The organism is Bradyrhizobium sp. 1(2017) (genome assembly GCF_011602485.2).
Lineage (GTDB): Bacteria > Pseudomonadota > Alphaproteobacteria > Rhizobiales > Xanthobacteraceae > Bradyrhizobium.
Genome location: NZ_CP050022.2, coordinates 7,743,942 through 7,766,869, shown reverse-complemented (window position 1 = coordinate 7,766,869; position 22,928 = coordinate 7,743,942). Strand labels below are relative to the sequence as shown.

The following is a 22,928-nucleotide window of genomic DNA, read 5'->3' as shown; positions in this document are numbered from 1 at the left end:
CACATTGCGCCAGAAGCGTTTTCAAGCCGTTTTGCGCCTGACAGGGCCCGGAACCGCTGCGGCCTCCCGGCCGAGGGCGGCGAATTCGGCGAGAACCCGTTCGGCGCAGATGACGCGGTTGCGGCCGAGCCGTTTGGCCACATAGAGCGCCTCGTCGGCTGCGCCGAGCAGCCGGTCGGGGCCGCCATCGGCGCCGGTGGGAATGTGGCTGGCGACGCCGACGCTGAGGGTGACGTGGCCGCCGGCCCCCATGGCGCCGTGGGCGATCTGCAGGGCCATGACGGCGCAGCGGATCTCCTCGGCGACGGTGCAGGCGCTGTCGCAATCCATGTCCGGCAGGATCAGCGCGAACTCCTCGCCGCCATAGCGGCTGGCGAGGTCGAGCGGACGCATGGCGTGCCGGCTGACGGCGGCGGCGACCGCACGCAGGCATTCGTCGCCGCTCTGATGGCCGTGGCGGTCGTTGAACAGCTTGAAATGGTCGACGTCGACGAACAGCAGCGCCAGCGGCTTCTGCGTGCGCTGGGCGCGGCCCCATTCGCTCATCAGCATCTGGTCGAAGGCGCGGCGGTTCGACAGGCCGGTCAGCCCGTCCTTGGTGGCGAGCTCCTTCAGCGCCATTTCCGCGCGCTTCTGGTCGGTGAGATCGCGCAGCGTCTCCACTACCGCGATCAGGTTGCCGGCCTCGTCATGGATCGGGCCGGCGTCGATGGCGAGATAGAGCTGGCTGCCGAGCTTTGGCATCACGCACCAGTTCTCCGCTGAAAAGCCGAGGCCGTTATGGCCGCGCGCGGCATATTCCGAATAGAATTCCGGCAGCTGCTCCGGCCGGTCGAGCGCGACGATATCGGCAAGGCAAGGGCGCCGTGTCTCGTAGAAGGCCTGCCAGTGCTTGCTCGTGCCGATCACCTCCGAGGCGGCGACGCCGGTCAGCCGCTCGCAGGCCCTGTTCCAGATCACGACGCGGCGCTTGGGGTCGATCACGAAGGTCGGCACCACCAGATGTTGCATCAGCCGCACTGCATAGGAATCCACGACGTCGACGGACTTCGTGGAGCTCTTGCGCGGCTTCGCCATCACGCCACCGCCGCCACCGGCACGGTACCGCCGGAGCCGAACAGCTTTCGCACCTCGCTGGCCGGCTTCGGCGCGCTGAACAGATAGCCCTGCATCTCCGTGCAGCCGAGGTTACGCAGCATCTCGCGCTGGGCCTCGGTCTCGACACCCTCGGCGACCGTGGTCATGTTGCTGGCGGCGGCGATGTTCACCACGGCCTGCACGATGACCGGGGCCCCGCTCGTCTCCGCGATGTCGGCGACGAAGCAGCGGTCGATCTTGATCTTGTCGAACGGGAAGCGCTTGAGATAGCTCAGCGAGGAATAGCCGGTGCCGAAATCGTCGAGCGCGATGCGGACGCCGATCGAACGGAGCTGATGCAGGATCGAGAGCGCCGCCTCGTCGTCGCGGATCAGCACGGCCTCGGTGATCTCGAGCTCGAGCCGGCGCGGGTCCAGCCCGGACGCGGCGAGCGCGCCGGCGATCCGCAAGGCCAGCGTGTCGCATTTGAGCTGCACCGGCGAGACGTTGACGGCGACGCGGACATGCGCGGGCCAGGTCGCGGCCTCGTTGCAGGCCATGCGCAACACCCAGTCGCCGAGCTCGTTGATCAGGCCGGTGTCCTCGGCGACCGGAATGAACTCCGCCGGCGATACCATGCCGCGGTCGGGGTGACGCCAGCGCAGCAGCGCTTCGCAGCCCGAGACCTCGCCGGAGCGTAGGTCCACCAGCGGCTGGTAGTGAATCTCGAAGCCGCCATTGACCAGGGCCTGGCGCAGATCCTGTTCCATGGTCAGGCGCGCCTTGGCGCTTGCATCCATCGCCGGCTCGAAGAAGCGGTGGGTGCGACGTCCCTCGGCCTTGGCGCCGTACATCGCGAGGTCGGCATTCTTGATGAGCTGATCGAGGTCGGAGCCGTCCTGCGGCGCCAGCGCGATGCCGATGCTCGCGTCGGTGGAGAGCTGATGGCCGAGACAATGATAGGGCTGCCGGATCGCCTCGTAGATCCGCGTCACGAACGCCACGACGTCCGCGGAGGAGGAGATTCCGGTCTGGATGACCGCGAATTCGTCGCCGCCGAGACGCGCGATGAGGTCGCCCTGCGTCAGGCAGCCGCGCAGGCGGCTCGCGATCGCCTTCAGCAGCTCGTCACCGACGTGATGGCCGAGCGAATCGTTGATGCCCTTGAACTCGTCGACGTCGATATAGAGCAGGGCGAACTGGCAGCTGTCGGAGGCCTTCGCCAGCTCGCGTTCGATCTGCTCGCGGAACAGCGTGCGGTTCGGCAGATCGGTCAGCGCATCGTAATGCGCCATGTGCGCGATCTTCTCGTCGGCGCGCCGCCGCTCGGTGACGTCATCAATGACATGGATGAGATAGCGTGGCTCGCCAGCTTCATCGCGAATGCCGATCCGTGTCGACGTGATGTAGCGCAGCCCCATACCCGGCATCTGCCAGGCATGTTCGTCCTTGAACAGCCCCTTGGCCGAGTTCAACGCTCTGCTGTCGTCTTCGGTGATGCGCGCGGCAGGTATCTCGGGGAATATGTCGAAGGCGGTCTTGCCCACGACGTCCTGACGAGACTGGCCGAACAGCTGTTCGGCGACGCCGTTGAGCAGCAGATATTGCCGCGTTCGGGCGTCCTTCACGGTAATCTGCGAGGGGATATGGTCGATGATCTCGCGCAGGAAGGTGTGGTTTCGGTCGCGCTCCTGCTCCAGGTTGCGGCGCTCGGTGATGTCCTCGATCGTGGCCACCCATCCGCCCTGCGCGAGCGGGGTGTTGATGACCTGGAAGGCGCGGCCGTTGGCCAGCTGATGCAATCTCGTGGAGACCGTGCCTTCACCGACGATCCTCATGACGTCGGTGCAGAATGCCTCGACGTCGCCGTCGAAGGCACCGCGCTCCTTGCGATGGTACATTGCCTCGCGGATGTGGCAGCCGGGCTTGATGACGTCGTGGGACAGGCCGAACATATCGGCATAGCGGCGGTTGCAGGTGACGATGTATCCGGCGGCGTCGTACAGGATCAGCCCTTGCGTCATATTGTTCAAGGCGGTGTCGAGCCGAAGCCGCTCCGCCTCGATCCGCTCCTGGGCTTCGCGGTTCTGCCGGTTGATCTGGCGAATGATCAGATAAAGAATGAGCGCGATCACGGCGGCCGAGAAGCCGGCCGTTGCGACCATGAAGCCGGTCTGCTGCCGCCAGTCGGCAAGCGCTGCCGCCGTGGTGTTGGTGGCGACGATGACGAGCGGGAAATGCATCAGCGACGCGGCGGAGCCGAGCCGCTCCTCGCCATCGACCGGGCTCGTGACGCGGAGCGTGTGCTGACCGCCCTTGGTCAGCACCTTCCGCATCAGCGGCGCGTCCTTGAAGCTCCGTCCGATCATTTCCTCGAGGTGGGGGTAGCGCGCCAGCATCTTGCCTTGGCGATCGAACAGCGAGATCGCGGTGCCCTCGGCCAGCGCGACAGATGCGAAATATTTCTGATAGCTGTCCGGATCGATCCGCCGGACCAATGCGCCGAGGAAGGTGCCGTCGGGGCCGCTCAGACGCCGCGCGACCACCGTGGTCCATTTGCCGATGATGAAGCTGCGGACGGATTCCAGGATGACCGGCTCGGACGTCAGGTTGGATTTGAACGACTGGAAATAGGCGCGCGAGGAGACGTTGATCTTGGGCAGCGGCTGGGCCCGCGACCAGTTGATCAGTTCGCCCTCGGCATCGTAGATCGCGATATCGCCGAGATAGGACACCGAGCTGATCTTGCTGCGCAGCATCTGGTTCGTCGCAGGCGTGGACATGCGCTCGCGGAACATCGCGGGCGAGGCGATGTCAGGCAGGTTCATCTGTCCGATCACATCGGTGGCGACGACGTCGGAATCCTCGAATTGCTGGTCGAAGTGCCGCGCGATCAGCTGTACCGTGTTCTCCAGCTCGCGCTCGCGGTTGACCAGGGTGCGCTCGCGAAACTCGCCGACGGCCATGGCGGTCACGGTGAAGATCCCGGCGACCAGCAACACGCCGCACAGGGTCAACCACAGCACGGGGCCACGCCGCATCGCCGCCCTCCAGCCGTTGTTCACGGCTAGCGACATTCCGGCGGCGATCCCTGCAAAGACCTGGTGCATATCCCCTCCCTGGAGGGACAGAAATACACCGCACAAATGGCGCAAACCTTAGGAAAACCAGTTAGCTAAGCATTAATCCGGCTGCGCAGTCGCATCTCGCTGCCGCCCGGCGCGAATCGCGTCGCGGTTTGCGCCATCTGCAGCATAACCGCTGCGCTGCATCGTTAATCGCTGCTTAATGCGAGGTGCCCGCGCTCTTGTCGCCGCCGGCCTTGCGCAGCCGTCCGACCACGCCGGTGGGGAAGAAATAGACGCTGGCGATGAAGAGCAGGCCGAGCCACAGCAGCCAGCGGTCGGGATGCAGCAGACCCGGCAGCAGCGGCAGGCCGGCTTCCGACGCCGCCGTGGACGCGACCCCCATCAGCGATTGCAAATAGTTCTGGGCGAGGATGAAGATGGTGGCGCCGATGATCGCGCCGTAGATCGTGCCCATGCCGCCGATCACGACCATCAGCAGGATGTCCAGCATGATCGAGAAGCTGAGCGAGGTGTCGGGCCCGGCATAGCGCAGCCACAGCGCGTTCAGGATGCCGGCGCTCGCGGCGACCAGCGCGGCGAGGCAGTTGGCGTAGGTCAGATGGAAGACGGTGCGGAAGCCGAGCGCCTCGGCGCGGAAACGGTTCTCGCGGATCGCCTGGAGCACGCGCCCGAACGGCGAATTCACCACCCGCAGCAGCGCGAGGATCATCAGTGCCGAAATGGCGAACACCAGGTAGAAGGTCAGGATGCGGCCGTTGATCTCGAAGCCGAACAGGTTCTTGGAGATCAGCACGGTGCCGGGCCGGAGCAGCTCGGGCAGCTGAAAGCTGCGTCCGTCCTCACCGCCGGTCAGCCAGGAGAGCTGCGAGGCCAGCACCTGGAAGGCCGAGGCGACCGCGAGCGTGATCATGGCAAAGAAGATCGCGGCGACCCGCAGCGAGAACAGCCCGATCGCGAGCGCCAGCAGTGCTGCGAGCGGCAGGCCGATGACGATGCCGGTTGCGACCGCTGCCCAGTTCGGGCCCATGCCGTACAGCGCGATGGCGATCGCGTAGCTGCCGATGCCGTAGAACATGGTGTGGGCGAACGACACCGAGCCGGTGTAACCGAGCAGCAGATCGTAGGACGCGACCAGCGCGGCAAAGACGCAGATCTTGGCCGCGACGTTCAGCGCCTTGGCGCCCGGGAACAGGAACGGCGTTGCCGCCAGCGCCAGGATGATGAGGACGAGAACCAGCGTGAGGACGCGGCTGCGCGGCGGGTCGCCGGAGAGGATCATCATCGGCTGGTCACCGCATAGAGGCCGCGCGGCCGCCACATCAGAATGGCGACCATCAGCAGGATGTTGGAGACGAGGGCGAGTTTCGGCACCAGGAAGCCGCCGTAATTGGCCACCATCGCCACCAGGATGGCGCCGATGAAACAGCCGCCGATCGACCCGAGCCCGCCGATGATGACGACGATGAAGATCAGCACGGTGAGGTCGTCGCTCATGGAGGCGTGAACCTGCTCGCGATAGAGCGCCCACATCACGCCGCCGAGCCCGGCGAGCGCCGATCCCGTCATGAACACGCCGAGGAACAGGCGGCGGATGCGATAGCCGAGCGCCTCCACCATCTCGCGGTTCTCGACGCCGGCACGGATCAGAAGTCCGAGCTTGCTGCGGTTGAGCACGAGCTGGATCGCGATGAAGATGGCGAGGCCGATCAGCATCGCCAGCACGCGATATTTTGCAATGGCGACGTCGTCGAGGATGAAGGACCCCCGTAGCGAGGTCGGCAGCGGCGTCGGGATGATCTGCGGCCCCCACAGCGCATAGAGCGTCTGCTCGGCGACGATCAGGCCGCCCGTGGTCATCAGGATCTGCTTCAGATGCTGGCCATAGACGGGAAGGATCAGCACGCGCTCGACGACCAGGCCGAGCGCGCCCGAGACCGCCATCGACAGCAGCGCTGCCGGGGCCAGCACCGCGAGATTGACCCAGAGCGAATCCGCCTGGATGGAGGCTGCGAACGGCGCCAGCACCAGGGTCGCGACATAGGCGCCGACCGCGATGAAGGCGCCATGGCCGAAATTGAGCACGTCCATCAGGCCGAACACGAGCGTCAGGCCGGAAGCCATGATGAAGATCATCATGCCCATGGCGAGACTCGCGACGGTCAGCGTCAGCCAGGACGAGGTCGAGCCGATCAGCGGGATCATGGCAAGGGCGAGCGCGACCGGCAGCAGGATCGGCGCGAGGTCGCGCTTCGGCTTCGGCAGCGGATCGTTTGCGGCAAGGTCAGTCACTGATGTGCCTCCAGGCTCAGGCCGAGCAGCCGCTCCTGCAGCGGCACGTCGGCGGCCAGCGCCGCCATCTCGCCGCGGTGGACGATGGTGCCGTTGTCCATGACCAGCACCTTGTCGCCGAGCTCGCGGGCAGCGAAGAAATTCTGCTCGACCAGCAGGATGGTGGCGCCCTTGCGCTTGATCTCCCTCAGGCACTCGATCAGTGCCATCACGATGGCGGGCGCGAGGCCCTTGGTCGGCTCGTCGATCAGGAGCAGCTTGCGCGGTTCGATGATGGCACGCGCGATCGACAACATCTGCTTCTGTCCGCCCGAGAGGCTTCCCGCCCGCGACAGCCAGAACCGGCGCAGCGCCGGGAAGAAGCCGAAGATCCAGTCGAGCTGGCTGTCGTCGAGCGGCCCGTCGCGCGCCGCCAGCACCAGATTCTCCTTGACCGTGAGGTCGGAGAACACGGCCATGCTCTCCGGCACATAGCCGACGCCGAGCCGCGCGATGTCGGGCGTGGCGCGGCTCTCGATGCGCATCCCGGCGAGACTGATCTCGCCGTGCGAGGCCTGCCACAGGCCCATGATGGTGCGCAGCGTCGTGGTCTTGCCGGCGCCGTTGCGGCCGAGCAGCATCGTGACCTGCCCCTGCGGGACCGCGAGGTCGATGCCCTGGAGGATGTGATAGCGGCCGATATGGGTGTGCACGCCGGAGAGCGTGAGGAGATCGGTCATGCGACGCTCTCTGCGTTCTTGGGGGCGACGCCGAGATAGGCTTCCTGCACGATCGGCGAGGCGATCACCTCGGCCGGCGGCCCGTCCGCAACGAGCTGCCCGTTATGCAGCACGATGATGCGGTCGGCCAGCGAGCGCACCACGTCCATCTTGTGCTCGACCAGCAGGATGATCTTGCTCCTGTCCTGCTTGAGCTGCGCGATCAGGTTCAAGACGACCGGCACCTCGTCGATGCTCATGCCCGCGGTCGGCTCGTCGAACATGAACACTTTCGGCTCCAGCGCGATCATCAGCGCCACCTCCAGCTTGCGCTGGTCGCCATGCGACAGCACGGTCGCGGCGACGCCGCGGCGGCTGCCGAGCGCGACCTGGTCGAGGATGGCGTCGGCCCGCGCGATCAGGTCGCGGCGGACCATCCAGGGCCGCAGCATGTCGTAATGCGTGCCATTGGCCGCCTGCACCGCGAGGCGGACATTCTCCTCCACGGTCAGGTTCGGGAACAGATTGGTGAGCTGGAACGCGCGCCCGAGACCCGCACGGGTCCGCATCGGCGCGGAATTCTGGGTGATGTCGGTGCCGCCGAACAGGATGCTTCCGCTCGAGGCGCGCAACTGACCTGAGATCAGATTGAAATAGGTGGTCTTCCCGGCGCCGTTCGGCCCGACGATCGCGGTGAGCTCTCCCGGGCGGAACGTGCAGGTGACGTTGTTGACCGCGACATGGCCGCCAAAGCGGATGGTGAGGTCGCGGGTTTCGAGGGTCAGCGTCATGACAGTCTGGTGAGTGAGAGTTGGGCTGTATCCACTATCACGGAGCGCCCCCTCCCCCGGGGAGGGTAGGGGAGAGGGTATCTCCGCAATGGGACAAATCCCCCAGAGGAGAAAGCCCTCACCCGGCGCTTCGCGACGACCTCTCCCGCAAGCGGGAGAGGTGAAGAACTCAGCGCTTGTTGCGGACCGGAACGTCCATGTCCTCGATCTTCAGCTCGCGCACCGGGTCGAGCACGGCCCAGGCGACGTTCGGATCGACCTTGACCTTGAAGTGATACATGCTCTGCAGCGCCTGATGGTCCTCTTTCCGGAACACCATCTTGCCCTTCGGCGTGTCGAACTCCAGGCCTTCCATCGCCGTGATCAGCTTCTCGGTGTCGGTCGACTTCGCCTTGGTGACGGCGGTCGCGACCGACATCGCGGCGGCGAAACCGCCGGCGGTGAAGAAGTCCGGCGGCGCGTTGAAGCGCTTCTGATGCTCGGCGACGAACCAGTCGTTCACCGGGTTCTTCGGGATCTCGTAGAAATAATAGGTCGCGCCTTCCATGCCGGGCAGGCTCTTATAGGCCGCGAGCGCCGGCAAGATGTTGCCGCCGGTCGACAGTTCGATACCGTAGCGCTTCGGATCCATGTCCTGGAGCTTGGCCAGCGGATTGCCGGCGCCGGCCCAGATCACCCAGATCACCTTGCGGCCCGGCTTGTCCTTCAGCGCGTCGAACAGGCGCTGGCCGACCGCGGTGAAGTCGGTGGTCGAGGTCGGAGCATATTCCTCGGCAGCGAGCGTCGCGCCGGTCTTGGCCAGGGCCTCCTTGAACGCGGCGACGCCGTCGCGGCCGAACGCGTAGTCCTGCGCCAGCGTCGCGACGGTAACGCCTTGCTTGCCGATCGCGACCGCGTTGGAGATCGCATCCTGCGAGGAGTTGCGCGCGGTGCGGAAGATGTAGCGGTTCCACTTCTCGCCGGTAATCTGATCCGCGACCGCGGGCTCGACGATCAGGATCTTCTTGTTCTCCTCGGCAACGGGCAGAATGGCGAGTGCCGCGGCCGACGAGGTCGTGCCGATCGCGATGTCGGCCTTGTCGTCCTGATAGGCTTCCGCGAGCGCGGCCTTCGAGAGGTCGGGCTTGCCCTGGTCGTCCTTGGTGATGATGACGATCTTGCGGCCGTCGAGCGTCATGGTGCCCTTGGTGGCGTATTCGAAGCCCATTTTCAGGCCGGTTTCGGTCTGCTTGGCATAGGCCTCGAGCGGGCCGGTCTTGCCGTAGATCAGCGCGACCTTGAGATCGTCGGCCCGGGCGGAGGTGCTCGCGGCGAGCGCGAGGATGGCTGTTGTTATGACGAGTGATCGACGCACGATGGGGTCCCTCCTTGAATGAACTGCCTTGGTCAAAGCGATTTGCACAAGTGTGCAGACATTGCAATTCCACCTTCCGGGTGTGCTTGCATGACGCTGCATGTGACAGTCTGTTGACGTATGCGTGCCGGATCGCCGCGAGCCGCGTTAACGATCCCGGCCCTGCATTTCCTCTCGCCGGCCCAGAGCAAGCTCCGCGCCAGAGGCGGCGCTTTGCGCGGGAGTGGCTGAAAATACGGCAATTGTCGGCGAGGGGTTCAGGCGAAGGCCGCGGGGTATGGTGTCAGGAATCTGAGACTCCGGACAGGTGCCGTCTCGAAACTCAGACGGGCGGCGATCCGGATGCGAGGCCGAATTTGGCGAGCTTCTTGTAGAAGGTCGCACGCGAGATACGGAGCATGCGCGCGGCTTCCGTGATCTGGCCGTTGCTGGCGGCGAGTGCCTGTTCCAGCGTGTGCTTCTCGAACTCGGCCTCGGCTTCGGCGTAAGGAACGACCGATCCGGTCATCCGTTGCGCCGGCGCCGGGCTTGCATCCGCGCCAACCGGCAAGATGTGGACGAAGTCATCGCCGGTCAGCCGCCCGGAATCGCTCAGGATCATCGCGCGCTCGAGAATGTTGCGGAGCTCGCGGACATTGCCGGGCCAGTCGTAGCGCGCGAGCGCCGAAAGCCCGCTCGGCGTGATCTTCACGTTGACGAAATCGCCGGAGGCGCTGATGTCCTCGATCAGCCGCGTGCAGATGTCGGGGAGATCTGCGAGACATTTGCGTAGCGGCGGCAGGTCGATCGAGAGCACGTTGAGGCGATAGTAGAGGTCGGGGCGGAACGTGCCGTCGCTGACGCGCTTGCGCAGGTCGACATTGGTGGCGGCGACGACGCGCACGTCCACCCGGGAGATCTTGTCCGAGCCGAGCGGCTCGATCTCGCGCTCCTGCAGCACGCGCAGCAGTTTGGCCTGCAATTGCAGCGGCATCTCCCCGATCTCGTCGAGGAACAGCGTGCCGCCGTCGGCGATGCGGAATTTGCCCTCGCGCCCCCTGCGGTCGGCGCCGGTATAGGCGCCCGGCGCGGTGCCGAAGAATTCCGATTCGATCAGCGTGTCGGGGATCGCAGCGACATTGACGCTGACGAAAGGCTTGTCCGCGCGCGACGAGGCGTTGTGGATCGCCTGCGCCAGCATCTCCTTGCCCGTTCCGGTCTCGCCGGTCAGCAGCACCGTGACGCTCTGCCGCGCGGCGCGGCTCGCCAGCTCCTTGGCCTGGGCGATGGCGGGCGTCGTGCCGACGTAATCGGCGAAGGTGAAGCGCGCGGCGCGGGCGTTGGACAATTGCCGCCGGGCCAGTCGCAGGTCGCTTTCGAGCTGGGTGACGCGGGCGAGCAGTGGTTTCAGGCTTTCGAGATGATCATAGAGCACGAAGCCGATCGCGCCGATCACCTGGCCGTCCTCGTCCTCGATCGGCATGCGGGTGACGACCAGCTGCTCGCCGCCCAGCTCCATGATGTCGAGCAGGATCGGCTCGCCGGTCTCGGCCACCTTCCGCATCAGGCTGTTGGGGATGACCTCCTCGATCGGCCGGCCGATCGCCTCACTGGTTAGGCTGAGGCCGAGCGCCGCGAGATATTTCTCGTTGACATAGGCGACCCGCCCGCCGCGATCGATCGCAATCGCGCCCTCGCAGAGCTTCTCGAGCCGCTCGAACAGCGTCTCCATCGCGCGCGCGCGGAGATAAGCGGGATCGCTGATGGAGGAGGCGGGCATGACGTACCTCGCGGGAAGTCTGGCTGTTTATTAGCAAAAGGGTAGCAATTTCAAAGGGGAGAATGGTCACTAGGCCAAGCTCAGCAGTTGCTGTCGTCCCGGGGCGCGAAGCGAACCCGGGACCCATACCCACAGGAAGAAGTTTGGCGATGACTCGGAGTGGGAGCCTCGCGTCACACTGTCCCCTGGGGTTATGGGTCCCAGGCTCGCGCTTCGCGCGCCCTGGGACGACACTGAGATTGTTGCGCCGCTTGCGTCCCTACCGCCGATACGCGCTCGCGCGCGAATAGGCCTGGCGGCTCTGCTGCGTGGGGCGGCTCGCGACGCTGGCGCGCGACTCGCTGGCGGCGGGTGTTGCGAGCTTCAGCTCCTCCAGGAAGATCGGCCGGGAGAAGTAATAGCCCTGCGCGTAGCGAATCTTGGTCGCGGCCTGGAGATAGGCCAGCTCCTCGTAGGATTCGAGGCCCTCGGCGATCACGGTCATGCCGAGCGCTTCGCTCAGGGATTCGATCGCGCGCAAGATGCCCTGGCTGCGCGGACGCTTATGGATGTCGGTGATGAAGGAGCGGTCGATCTTGATCTCGTCGGCGGTGATGTCGGCGAGCGCCGAGAGCGAGGAGTAGCCGGTGCCGAAATCGTCGATCGAGATGCCGACGCCGAGCTTGCGGAACATCGGCAGGATCTCGGCCTGGAAATGATTCTTGGCGACGAAGGCGTCTTCCGTCACCTCGATCATGAAACGTTGCGGGAAGCCGGTGTCGTCGAGCGCCTGCGCAAAGCTGCGCATGAATTCGGGGTTGCCGGCCTGCTTGGCGGCGACGTTGATGCTGATGGTCGCTTCCGCGCCGAAGGTCTCGTTGATCAGGTCGATCGATTTGACGATCTCGGCGAGCACGAGATGGGTCAGCTCGTCGATCAGCCCGAGCTCGCTGGCCAGGTTGATGAACGAGCCGGGCGCCTGGATCACGCCGTCGTCGTCGCGCAGCCGCACCAGGGCCTCGATACCCTTCACGGCCTCCGTGCGGATGTCGACCTTGGACTGGAACGCGCAGCAGAAACGCTTCTCCAGGATGGCGAGCCGCAGCGACTGCTCGACCTTCGTCCGCGCCAGGGCCTCGCGCTCCATGCCGGCGTCGAAGAACGCCGCCGAGCCCTTGCCGTCGTTCTTGATGCGGTACATCGCGATGTCGGCGTTCTGGCGCAGGGTCTCGAAGCTGCGACCGTGATCGGGGTAGAGGCTGATGCCGACCGAGGTGGAGGCGAAGAGCTCCGAATTGTCGATGAAGAACGGCGCGGTCAGCCGCTCCAGCGTCGACTGCATGAATTCGGCGACCTCCTCCTGGCTCTGGATCGGCGCGAGCAGCAGCAGGAATTCGTCGCCGGAGATGCGCGAGAGCATGTCGGAATCGCGCAGGTCGCGGCCGAGCCGTCTCGACAGCTCGACCAGCAGCGCATCGCCAACGGTATGGCCGTAATAGTCGTTGATGTGCTTGAAATTGTCGACGTCGAGAAAGGCCAGAGCAAAGCGCTCGCCGCCGCGATCGCGGCCGAGCAGGCCGTTGGCGCGATGCTCGATCACGCGCCGCGAGGGCAGCCCGGTCAGCTCGTCGAAATAGGCCGAGCGGAACAGCTGGTCCTCGAAGTTCTTCTGCTCGGTGATGTCGGAGGAGGCGGAGATCAGCAGCTCGCGTCCGGCGAGGCGGACGGGACGATGGGTCGTGAGCAGCACCTGGCGTGCGGCACCATCGTGAAGCGCTTCCTCGGTGACGACGGCCTGGCCGGCGCTGAGCGCCCGTCGGCAGGCTTCGCGGCGCGGCGCCAGATCGGGCGAGGGATGGCTGCCATCGATGCCGAGCTGGGCGGCCGCGGCATCGTTAACCAGCAGAAGCTCGCCATGCGCGTCCTGCACGGTCAGGCCGGCTGGCAGCATTCTAACGATTTCCTTGAGAAATCCGAGTTCGGCTTCGCTCGCGCCGGAATATCTGTTGTCGTTCATAGAAGTCATGAATCTTGCTGTTCAGCGCGCCTTTGCAATGCACGCAATCATGCGCAGTTCCCTCTTAAGTTTGGTTAAGGGCTCCGGAGAAATACGGGGGTGTTTTGGAAGAAACTTGCGACGATGCGACGCGCGCCGATCATCGTCATTAACAGAGGGTCAATGCGCTCAGCGAAACAGCGCGTGTTTCTCTTTGGCTTGTTTCTGGTCTGGCAGAATGAACTTGTGTTGAATCAATTGGCCGCGCGCCGGGTGAGGGTTCTCTCCTCGTGGGGAGGCGATTGCGGAGATACCCTCTCCCCAACCTAGCCGCTTGCGGGGATGCGACACTGCATGATGCAATGCAGGCCGGTGGCCAGATACGAGATTTCGGTCTTGCCGTCGAAGGCCGATAGCGCCGACTTCAGCAACTTGGTGCCGAAGCCGGGCGCCGATATCTCACCGATGCTCGGTCCCTCGGTCTCGTCCCACGTGACGGTGAGCCGGTCGCCGGTGATCGTCCAGGACACCTGCAACAATCCGCGCGGCGCGGAGAACGCGCCATACTTGCCCGCGTTGGTGGCGAGCTCGTGAAACATCAGCGACAGCGTCACCGCGAGCTTCGGCGGCAGGAACAGCCGCTCGCCATTGAGCGTGAAGCGGACGTGACCGTAAGGCCCGAGCTCCGCGATCAGGAGATCGCGAATGTCGCAGCCCCCCTTGTCGATCCGCGAGATCAGATCGTCGGTGGTGGCCAGCGACCGTAGCCTCGGATCGATCCGCGCCCAGACCTGCGGCTGGTCGTGCAGCACCTGATGCAGCACGGCGTGCACCGTCGACAGCTTGTTCTTCAGCCGGTGCTGGAGCTCGTCGACAAGCAGCTTGCGATACTCTTCTTCCTCGATCAGGCGTTTGGAAATCCGGCGCTGCTCGATCAGCAGCGTGCGATAATGCTCGACGCCCCAAATGGTGAGCGCGCAGACCACCCAATACAGCGTCAGCAGGGCAAACCGGGCTCGATCGGCGGAGGCATCGCCGAAATTCACGACGACGCCGAGCACGCCGCCGAACAACGCCGTCGCGACGCCGATGCGGAAGCCGCCGAAGGCCGTGGCAAAGAACACGGCGGGGAAGTAGGGGGTGAAGTAGACGTCGGGCCGCATATGCGCGAGGGCCCAGCGCGCCAGCGTCGCAACCAGCAGGCAAGCGACCGCGAAGGCGATGCTCAGACCGGGCGATGGCGGCGCCGCACCCTGCCAGCCTTTGCGGAACTCGTCGATCAGCTTCCCCATGCCCAACCCGGTCGCGATGCCCGTCCGAAAGTCGAGCGATGGGCGTGAATGTTACGCATGTCGAAAGCGCAAGCAACGCTTGCCTTACCGCGAGCCGGCGGGAATAGTGACCGTCGCGGCGCCGTCATCTGTCAGTGTCCGCCATCTGAAAATCAAATCATTCGAAAACGGGAACATTCCATGGGAAGGCTGGACGGCAAGGTTGCGGTCATCACCGGCGCGACGAGCGGGATCGGATTGCGTACGGCGGAAGTCTTCGTTGCCGAAGGTGCCAAAATTGTGATCGCGGGCCGGCGCGTCCCGGAAGGCGAGGCACTGGCGAAGCAGCTCGGGGCGGCCTGCGTTTTCCGCCAGACCGACGTCACGGTCGAAGCCCAGATGCAGGCGCTGATCGCGCTCGCGGTCGACAAGTTCGGCCGGATCGATTGCCTGTTCAACAATGCCGGCGGCCCGGCGCAGACCGGGGGCATCGAGGGCCTCGAGGCCGAACGGTTCGATGCCGCGATGGCGACGCTGGTACGCAGCGTCATGCTCGGGATGAAGCACGCCGCGCCCTATATGAGGAAGCAGGGCTCGGGCAGCATCATCAACAATGGCAGCATCGCCGGCCGTCTTGCCGGCTATTCGTCCTCGCTGGTCTACGGCGCGGCCAAGGCCGCGGTGATCCATCTGACCAAATGCGTCGCGATGGAGCTCGGTGAATCCAACGTGCGCGTCAACTCGATCTCGCCCGGCGCGATCGCGACCGGAATCTTCGGCAAGGCGCTGGGGCTCTCCACCGATGCAGCCGAGCAGACGCCTGCGATGTTGCGCGACGTCTACAAGACCGCGCAGCCGATCCCGCGGGCCGGCCTGCCCGACGACATTGCCTACGCGGCGGTGTTCCTGGCAAGCGACGAGTCCAGCTTCGTCAACGGCCATGATTTCGTCGTCGACGGCGCCGTCACCGGCGGCCGCAACTGGACCCAGCAGCAGCAGGGCCTCAGCGCCTTGCGCAAGGCGTTCGACGGGGGCGCGTAGCGGCGAGGCCGAGATGCCGTAGGGTGGGCAAAGCGAAGCGTGCCCACCAATTTTCCTTACGTGAAGGATGATGGGCACGGCGCTATGCGCCTTTGCCCACCGAGGCCTCGTGCCCCGGACGCGGTGCGGCGCAAAGAGCGGCTCCGCAGAGCCGGGGCCCATCTCTCCAGGCTGAACGAGTCGCAAGATTCTGGGTCCCGGCTCTGTGCAGCAACGCTACGCGTTGCAGCGCGTCCGGGACACGAGAAAACTCACGCCGCCCGCACCCGCACCTTCATCCCATCCCGCGGCTTCGGGATCGGCCACATCTGCCAGTCCGGCTTGTAGCCCGGCGCGAGCGACACCTCGATGTTCTGCAGGAAATGCCGCGCGAAGCATTTCGCCTGCATGTAGGCGAAGTGCAGGCCGAGGCACATATGCGCGCCGCCGCCGAACGGCACAAAGGCGAATCGGTGGCGGTTGCGCTGGGCTTCCTCGGTGAAGCGCAGCGGGTCGAAACGATCCGGCTCCGGCCAGATGTCCTTCATGTGATGGGTGTAGAGCGGATTGACGCCCACGGCGGTGCCGGCGGGGATCGTAAAGCCCTTGAAGCTGAAATCGCGCATCGCGCGGCGCGGCATCGATGGGACCGGCGGCTTGAGCCGCAGCGCCTCCTTGAACGCCATCTCCGTCAGCGGCATCTTTTCGAGGTCGTCGAAGCTGCTTGGTGCGCCGGGGGCGAGCCCGAGCGCGAGCACCTCGGCGCGCAGCCTGTCCTGCCAGTCCGGATTGGCGGCGAGTTCGCCGATGAAGGAGGTCAGCGATGAGGTCAGCGTGTCGTGCGCCGCCATCATCAGGAAGCTCATATGGTCGATGATGTCCTGCTCGGAGAGCAGCGCGCCGTCCTCATGGGTGGCGCGGCAGAGCTGCGAGAACAAATCGTCGCCGCCGTGATTGCCGCGCCGGAGCGGGATCTGCTCGCGAAAATAGGCGACGATGCGCTTGCGTCCCTTCACCCCGCGCGCCATCTGGGTGCCGGGCAGGGGCCGGCGGACCGGCGCGACGGCGGCGGCGACCATGTCGACGAAGGCGCGATTGATCTCGTCGACCTCAGGGCCGATGTCGGCGCCCAGGAAGGAGGCCGCGGCGAGATCGAGCGTCAGCTGCTTCATCGCCGGGTAGAGTTGCATCTCGCCGGGCTTGGCCTTCCATTGAGCCACCCGCGCCGCGATACCGCGGTCGAGATCGCTCAGATACGACTTCATCGGACCGGACTTGAACGCGACCGACAGCGCCTTGCGATGCAGGCGGTGCTCGTCGAAATCGAGCAGCATCAAGCCGCGCGGAAACAACAGGCCGAGGACCTTGTTCCAGCCATGCGTCGACGAAAACAATTTCTGCTGGTCGAACAGCACAAGCTCGTTGGCCTCGGGCCCGAGCAGCACGACATTGGTCTCGCCGAAAAAATGCGTGCGATAGACGAGGCCGTATTTGGCGCCGTTCGCCTCGATATGGCCCTTGGGGTCGGCGAGCACCTGAAAGGTCTTGCCGATGATCGGCCAGCCCTCGTCGCCGGGGATATGCGTGAGCTCGTTGCGCCTTGGCGGGGTGAAGCCGAGCGCAGGGGCCACATTCTGCATCGACATGACGATTGCTCCGGTTAACCGACCGAACAGCGCGCGAGCACAGATCGGCTGCGGCCCGCGCCAGCTGACCGGGAACAGCATAGCACAGGCCGGTATGCCTTTGTTGTGAACGTCGTTACAAGCGTAATGCCGAGGGGCCTATCGCTTCGCCGCTTCCTTCTGCAGATCCGGCGCATTGACGGCGGGAATGGCGACGCGGCCGGGGCCGGTCACCTTCAGCGCCTCGGCGGCCTTCTCGTTCTGCATGATCTTGGCCATCACGGCCTGGCCCGCGCGCTCGAAGATCGCGCGGTTCTCGATCACGAACTTTTGCGACCTGCGCAGGCCGTCGATATAGCCGTTGATCTCCGGTACGACATAGCGCGCCACCATGTCCCAGCTGCGACGGGTGTTCTCCGGATTGGCCCAGTCGTGCACGAAGCCAATGATGGCGCCGACGCCGCCGGACACCTGCATCACATTCTTGATGGTTTTGACGAGATCGTCGGGCGTGCCGATGGTGGAGGCCGCGCCCTCGACGAAAGCGGTCTTGTCCACGGCCTCGTCAGGCGAGGAGAACGCGGTGAGTCCCGGTCGCTGCAGCGTGCCGACATTATATTCGTTGTGCCAGCGCATCAGCCCGGCGCCGGCCTCGCGCCGCGCCTGCTCGCGGGTCTCGGCAATGTGAAACGTCAGGAGCACGCGCCAATCGGCGCGGCTCACCGTGGTGCCGTGCTTCTTCGCGGCGTCCTCGGCGAATTGCCATTGCTGCTGCAGCGACATCAGCCCCTGCGTCGTCATCGAGCCCAGCGAGATGATGCCGATGCCGTATTTTCCGGCCAGCGTCATGCCGGAGGGCGAGATCTGCGAAGCCACCACGAACGGCATTTCCTCCTGCAAGGGCAGGATCTGCAGCGCGGCGTCGTTCATGGTGAACCAGTCGCTCTTGGCGGTGACGCGCTCGCCATTGAAGAGGCGGCGGATCACGCCGATCGCCTCGTCCTGGCGGTCGCGCTGCGTCATCGGATCGATGCCGAGCGTGTGTGCGTCCGACGCCAGCGCGCCCGGGCCGGAGCCGAAGATGGCGCGGCCGCCGGTCATGTGGTCGAGCTGCACCATGCGCTGGGCGACGTTGAAGGGATGGTGATAGGGCAGCGACACCACGCCGGTGCCGAGCTTGATCCGCTTGGTGCGCTCGCCGGCCGCGGCCAGGAACATCTCGGGCGAGGCGATCATCTCCCAGCCGGAGGAATGATGCTCGCCGCACCAGAACTCGTCATAACCGAGCGCATCGAGCTGCTCGACCAGGTCGAGATCGCGCCGGAACTGGAGCATCGGGTGCTCCCCGATCGGGTGATGCGGGGCAAGGAAGGCTCCGAACTTCAGGCGCGCCATGGCGGTCTCTCCGGCTTGATTTTCTGTTTGTTGAGGCGGTGAAGCTACGTGCCGGATGGCACGAACGCAATCGCGCGATGTCCCGCGCGGCGGAATGCAGCCATGCGTGAAGCTTCGCTACCTGCGAGGTAATCGCGGCACCGTCTGCGATCTGAAATCCTGAGAACAACGAAGTTCCAGAGCCATGCGCCGATGCATCAGATCGTCACACAACAACGTGATTCCACCCGCCGCTGGTGGGTGCTGGCCATCGTCGTGGCCGCCCAGTTCATGTTCGGCGTCGATGCCTTCGTGGTCAACGTCGCCATTCCCACCATCGCGGTGGAGCTGAAGGCGTCGCCGGCGCAGATCGAGTCGATCATTGCGATCTACCTGATCGCCTATGCCACGCTGGTCGTCACCGGCGGCCGGCTCGGCGACATCCACGGCACCAAGACCATCTTCCTGGCCGGCGTGCTCGGCTTCACCGCGACCTCGCTGTGGTGCGGGCTCGCGCAATCCGGGCTGGAGCTGATCGTCGCGCGATTGGCACAGGGCGCGACCGCGGCGCTGATGGTGCCGCAGGTGCTGGCGACGCTGCACCTGCTGTTCGCCGACGGTCAGCGCAGCCGCGCCTTCGCGATCTACGGCATCGTGCTCGGACTTGCGGGCGCCGCCGGCTTCCTGCTCGGTGGGCTGCTGGTCACGATCGATCTCGCCGGCACCGGCTGGCGTTCGGTGTTCTTCGTCAACGTGCCCTGCGGGCTCGTGATCGCCGCTGCCGCCTGGCGCATCATGCCGTCGGTGCCGCGGCGATCAGGCACGAAGCTCGACATCAAGGGCAGCATTGTCCTGTTCGCAGGCCTTTTGTGCCTGATCGGCCCGTTGCTGTTCGGCCATGATGTCGGATGGGCGCCGTGGCTGTGGGCGGTGATGGCGACGGGCGGTGCGATCCTCGCCGCGTTCCTGAAGCTGGAGCGGAAGGTCGCGCGCGCCGGCGGCATGCCGCTGGTCGATCTCGCGCTGCTGTCGGACGTCGCCTTCCTGCGCGGTCTCGGCGCGGCATTCTTCTTCTTTGCCGCCAATCTCTCGTTCTATCTGGTGATGACGCTCTACATGCAGCGCGGCCTCGAGATCCCGCCGCTCACGGCGGGCCTCGCCTTCATTCCGCTCGCGCTCGCTTTTGTCGTGGCCTCGCGTCACAGCGGCGTGCGAGCCCGCCATCGCGGCACCAAGGTGTTGATCGAGGGCTGCGTGCTCCAGATCGTAGGGCTTGCTGCACTCGCACTTGTTGTCTTCCATTTGGCCGCGCCGACGCCGATGGCGCTCGCGCTCGCGATGGTCGTCTTCGGCTACGGTCAGGGCCTGGTGATGGCGCCGCTCTCCGGTGCAGTGCTGTCGAGCGTGAAACCCGCCGCCGCAGGCTCGGCTTCCGGCATTTATGGCACGACGGCCCAGATCGGGAATGCGGCCGGAGTGGCCGCAATCGGCGCGGTATTCTTCGCCGTCGAAGCCGTGCAATCAGCGCGCGCAGGATTTCTCGTCTCGCTTGCGCTGTTTGTGGCCTTAATCATGATCTGCGCCGCATTTCTGGCATGGATGCGCCGCGCCTCTGCATCAAGTTGAGGCATTGCGGTTAATGCGCGCGGATTCCGCGGGAAATCCCAGCGATTTTCGCTGGATTGACAGCGCACGGTCTTTTTATTTTGCAATGCAGCAACTATCTGGTTTGGCTGGACGTTGAACGTCGCCCACCAGGAAGTTGCCGTGTCGTTAGCCCGAAATGTCGATCTGTTGAGACGTCTGCCCAAGCTGGACGGTCTGCGCTTTGCCGAGCTCGGCCGCAGTGCGGATTCATCCAGCCCGCTGCAGGAGGTCACCGGCTTCGGCGACAATCCCGGCGCCTTGCGCATGTTCGCCTTCGTGCCCACGCAGCTCCAGAGGCCGCGCGCGCTCGTCGTCGTGCTGCATGGCTGCGGTCAGACCGCGGCCGGCTACGATCTCGGCGCGGGGTGGGCGACACTCGCAAGACATTACGGCTTCGCGCTGCTGATGCCCGAGCAGCAGCGCGTCAACAACGGCAACACCTGCTTCAACTGGTTCAATCCGGAAGACACGGCGCGGGACTCCGGCGAGGCGCGTTCGATCCGCGAGATGATTGCGCATATGGTCGAGGCGCATCGCATCGATCCCAGGCGCATCTTCATCACGGGCCTCTCGGCCGGTGGCGGCATGACGTCGGTGATGCTCGCGACCTATCCGGAAGTGTTTGCTGCCGGTGCGGTCATCGCGGGGCTTCCTTACGGCATCGCCTCGAATCTGCGCGAGGCGCTGGACGGCATGTTTCATTCTCCGACGCGTCCCGCGCGCGATCTCGGCGATCTCGTGCGGAACGCCTCCGACCATCGCGGGCCATGGCCGAGGATCTCGGTGTGGCACGGCAGCGCCGATCGCACCGTCAATCCCGGCAATGCGAACGAGATCGTCAAGCAATGGCTCGATCTGCACGATCTGCCTGACGTGCCGATGGCCGAGACCAATGTCGACGGCTATCCGCGTCAGGCCTGGTGGAACAAGGACGGCGAGACGCTGGTCGAGTCCTACGCCATCACCGACATGGCGCACGGCACGCCGCTTGGACTTGCCGACAACGACCAGCGATACGGCATGGAAGGCGCGTTCCTGATCGAGGCCGGCATCTCCTCGTCCTACCACATCGCAAAGTTCTTCGGCCTCACCGGCTGGATTCCGGACGCGACGAAGAAGTCGGAGGCAAAGCCCGCAAAGCCGGCGCTGACGCCCGCGCCGCATCTCGCCCGCTCGATCCGCACCGCGGCCGCCGAACAGCCCGCTGACGCCAAGGGCGAAGCCACCCGCAGCTTCGATCTCGGCCAGATCATCACACGCGCACTGACCGCCGCGGGGCTGATGAAGTAGCTTTCGTCACCCGGTAGCGCCACAAACTCAGCTGTCGTCCCGGACAAGCGCAGCGAAGCGGAGCGCCGATCCGGGACCCATAATCACAGGACAGGCCGGAATGACGATTCAGGCCGTGGCGCCGATCCATTCGATCGGCGTCACCGTCACCTCGCCGCCGGCGACCTTCCGCGTCATCTCCTGATAAGCCCTAAAGAAGTCGCGCGATTGCAGTGTCTTTTGCGCGGCATCGTCGCTGACGCTGGCGAGGTGGAAATAACTGCCGTCGTCGCGGCTCTTCAGGACGCGATAGCCGATCCGCCCTTTTAGCTCCGGATCGCCGTCGATCGCCCTAACGAAGCGGCCGACCTCCTGGTGCCAGGCCTCTGTCGTGCCGTTCCTGAACTCGTACCTGATCATGAAGTGCTTCATGTGACGCTCCCTGTTCGTCATGTGCGTCATCATCTGCCCCTTGCAAACGATCCTGCAAGTATGGACAAAATTGATAGTATGGACTTTTTCGACGTTGCTCCTATCCTCGTCGCATAGCGTTTTCGAGCGAAGTGGATACCGGTTCGCGTTAAGAAAACGCGTCAAAGCAAGAATGGCCAACGCATGGAGCAGACGAGATGGCGAAGGCAACGGCATCCCCGGCGCGCGCCTGCCCGGTCGCGGCTTTTCAAAAGATGATCAGCGGCAAGTACAAGCTGCGCATCGTCTGGGACCTCAAGGACGGCCCGCGCCGCTATGGCGAGATCCGGAGCGGTCTGTTGCGCGGCACGACCGGAAGCGCGGAGATCACCCCGCGTGTGCTCAGCCGCGAATTGAAGGCGCTGGCGCAAAGCGGCCTGATCGATCGCAAGGATTTCGGCGAGGTGCCGCCGAAGGTCGAGTATCGCCTGACCCGCAAGGGCAAGAGCTTCGTGCCAGTCGTTGCGGCGATCCGCGAATGGGGCGAGCGTAACTTGAGCGAACCCGCGGCGCTGGCAGACGCCGCGGAATAGGCCCTTACATCTCTCCCGTGATGAACGGATTGGTCATCCGCTCCTGGCCGATGCTCGAGCCGGCGCCGTGGCCGCAGATGAAGCCGACATCGTCGCCGAGCGGCAGCAGTTTCGTCTTGATCGAGTCGATCAGCGTTGCGTGATTGCCGCCGGGCAGATCGGTGCGGCCGACCGAGCCCGCGAACAGCACGTCCCCGACATGGGCGAAACGCAAATCCTTGTTGAAGAACACCACGCTGCCCGGCGAATGGCCGGGGCAGTGCAGGATGTCGAAATGCAGGTCGCCGATCGAGACGCGGTCGCCCTCGTCGAGCCAGCGGTCCGGCGCAAAGTTGCGCCCGCCCGTCATGCCGAAGCGCGCGCCGCTCTCGACCACGTTGTCGAGCAGGAACTTGTCCGCCTCATGCGGGCCCTCGATCGGCACCTTCAGCGCATCGCGCAGATCGGCGGCGCCACCGACATGGTCGATATGGCCGTGGGTCAGCCAGATCTTCTCCACGGTGACGCCGGTCTGCTTGATCGCATCCAGGATTTTCGGCACGTCGCCGCCGGGATCGATCACCACGGCCTTCTTGGTGGGCTCGTCCCAGATGATGGTGCAGTTCTGCTCGAACAGCGTCACGGGCACGATGATCGCGCCGGCCTTCGCTGTGGTGTCATTTTGATCGGTCATGGCCTCACAATGC

The 22,928-nt window shown here is 65.1% G+C and carries 18 protein-coding genes; 4 read left to right on the top strand and 14 right to left on the bottom strand.

All coding sequences use genetic code 11. From position 1 onward, the window contains the following. Window positions 1–21: 21 nt before the first annotated feature. The 10 genes from HAP40_RS36725 to HAP40_RS36680 all read right to left on the bottom strand — a co-directional run bounded on the left by HAP40_RS36725 (window position 22) and on the right by HAP40_RS36680 (window position 14,324). On the bottom strand, window positions 22–1,077 hold the full coding sequence (locus HAP40_RS36725) for a sensor domain-containing diguanylate cyclase (RefSeq protein ID WP_166812097.1): 1,056 nt from the start codon (window positions 1,075–1,077) through the stop codon (window positions 22–24). Beyond that, a complete protein-coding gene (locus tag HAP40_RS36720; protein ID WP_166812099.1) occupies window positions 1,077–4,187 on the bottom strand; it encodes a bifunctional diguanylate cyclase/phosphodiesterase in 3,111 nt (1,036 codons plus the stop codon). Before HAP40_RS36720 ends, HAP40_RS36725 begins: the two co-directional genes overlap by 1 nt. A gap of 175 nt (window positions 4,188–4,362) precedes the next feature. Further along, window positions 4,363–5,448: a branched-chain amino acid ABC transporter permease gene (locus tag HAP40_RS36715; protein WP_208024846.1), complete on the bottom strand. Its 1,086-nt coding sequence runs from the start codon at window positions 5,446–5,448 to the stop codon at window positions 4,363–4,365. Beyond that, window positions 5,445–6,455 carry a branched-chain amino acid ABC transporter permease gene (locus tag HAP40_RS36710; RefSeq protein ID WP_166812102.1) on the bottom strand — a complete coding sequence of 337 codons (1,011 nt, stop codon included), beginning with the start codon at window positions 6,453–6,455 and terminating at the stop codon, window positions 5,445–5,447. The genes HAP40_RS36715 and HAP40_RS36710 overlap by 4 nt, the downstream gene beginning before the upstream one ends. Then, complete coding sequence (locus tag HAP40_RS36705; RefSeq protein WP_166812104.1) at window positions 6,452–7,174, bottom strand: ABC transporter ATP-binding protein; 723 nt, start codon at window positions 7,172–7,174, stop codon at window positions 6,452–6,454. Before HAP40_RS36705 ends, HAP40_RS36710 begins: the two co-directional genes overlap by 4 nt. Beyond that, entirely contained in the window at window positions 7,171–7,944 is a 774-nt protein-coding gene (locus tag HAP40_RS36700) for an ABC transporter ATP-binding protein (RefSeq protein WP_166812106.1), read from the bottom strand. The genes HAP40_RS36705 and HAP40_RS36700 overlap by 4 nt, the downstream gene beginning before the upstream one ends. 169 nt (window positions 7,945–8,113) lie before the next feature. Continuing rightward, window positions 8,114–9,298 (bottom strand): substrate-binding domain-containing protein, encoded by a 1,185-nt coding sequence (locus HAP40_RS36695; protein ID WP_166812108.1) that lies wholly within the window; start codon window positions 9,296–9,298, stop codon window positions 8,114–8,116. Between the two features lie 322 nt (window positions 9,299–9,620). Next, the gene (locus tag HAP40_RS36690; protein ID WP_166812110.1) at window positions 9,621–11,057 is read right to left on the bottom strand and encodes a sigma-54 interaction domain-containing protein; all 1,437 of its coding nucleotides are present in this window, start codon (window positions 11,055–11,057) and stop codon (window positions 9,621–9,623) included. Between the two features lie 259 nt (window positions 11,058–11,316). Next, window positions 11,317–13,053 (bottom strand): putative bifunctional diguanylate cyclase/phosphodiesterase, encoded by a 1,737-nt coding sequence (locus HAP40_RS36685; RefSeq protein ID WP_166812112.1) that lies wholly within the window; start codon window positions 13,051–13,053, stop codon window positions 11,317–11,319. A gap of 305 nt (window positions 13,054–13,358) precedes the next feature. After that, on the bottom strand, window positions 13,359–14,324 hold the full coding sequence (locus HAP40_RS36680; protein ID WP_166812114.1) for a sensor histidine kinase: 966 nt from the start codon (window positions 14,322–14,324) through the stop codon (window positions 13,359–13,361). Between the two features lie 180 nt (window positions 14,325–14,504). On the opposite strand from HAP40_RS36680, the gene HAP40_RS36675 reads away from it, so the two are divergent. Beyond that, window positions 14,505–15,344, top strand: a complete 840-nt coding sequence (locus HAP40_RS36675; protein ID WP_166812116.1) for an SDR family NAD(P)-dependent oxidoreductase — start codon at window positions 14,505–14,507, stop codon at window positions 15,342–15,344. Window positions 15,345–15,595: 251 nt separating this feature from the next. Here the strand turns inward: HAP40_RS36675 and HAP40_RS36670 are convergent, their stop codons facing one another. Together HAP40_RS36670 and HAP40_RS36665 are read right to left on the bottom strand one after the other, a co-directional pair. Next, entirely contained in the window at window positions 15,596–16,969 is a 1,374-nt protein-coding gene (locus HAP40_RS36670) for a cytochrome P450 (RefSeq protein ID WP_166812118.1), read from the bottom strand. Between the two features lie 138 nt (window positions 16,970–17,107). Then, complete coding sequence (locus tag HAP40_RS36665) at window positions 17,108–18,343, bottom strand: LLM class flavin-dependent oxidoreductase (RefSeq protein ID WP_166812120.1); 1,236 nt, start codon at window positions 18,341–18,343, stop codon at window positions 17,108–17,110. Window positions 18,344–18,535: 192 nt separating this feature from the next. Here HAP40_RS36665 and HAP40_RS36660 point away from each other — a divergent pair, with 192 nt between their 5' ends. Together HAP40_RS36660 and HAP40_RS36655 are read left to right on the top strand one after the other, a co-directional pair. Continuing rightward, on the top strand, window positions 18,536–19,948 hold the full coding sequence (locus tag HAP40_RS36660; protein ID WP_166812122.1) for an MFS transporter: 1,413 nt from the start codon (window positions 18,536–18,538) through the stop codon (window positions 19,946–19,948). A 141-nt stretch (window positions 19,949–20,089) separates the two neighbouring features. After that, complete coding sequence (locus HAP40_RS36655) at window positions 20,090–21,259, top strand: PHB depolymerase family esterase (protein ID WP_166812124.1); 1,170 nt, start codon at window positions 20,090–20,092, stop codon at window positions 21,257–21,259. Between the two features lie 108 nt (window positions 21,260–21,367). Here HAP40_RS36655 and HAP40_RS36650 read toward each other — a convergent pair whose 3' ends face one another. Continuing rightward, window positions 21,368–21,670, bottom strand: coding sequence for a hypothetical protein (locus tag HAP40_RS36650; protein ID WP_246556623.1), 303 nt, complete (start codon window positions 21,668–21,670; stop codon window positions 21,368–21,370). Between the two features lie 197 nt (window positions 21,671–21,867). Between HAP40_RS36650 and HAP40_RS36645 the strand changes: the two genes are divergently transcribed. Continuing rightward, on the top strand, window positions 21,868–22,242 hold the full coding sequence (locus tag HAP40_RS36645; protein WP_166812127.1) for a winged helix-turn-helix transcriptional regulator: 375 nt from the start codon (window positions 21,868–21,870) through the stop codon (window positions 22,240–22,242). A 4-nt stretch (window positions 22,243–22,246) separates the two neighbouring features. Here HAP40_RS36645 and HAP40_RS36640 read toward each other — a convergent pair whose 3' ends face one another. Then, on the bottom strand, window positions 22,247–22,915 hold the full coding sequence (locus tag HAP40_RS36640; protein ID WP_166812129.1) for an MBL fold metallo-hydrolase: 669 nt from the start codon (window positions 22,913–22,915) through the stop codon (window positions 22,247–22,249). Window positions 22,916–22,928 lie beyond the last annotated feature (13 nt).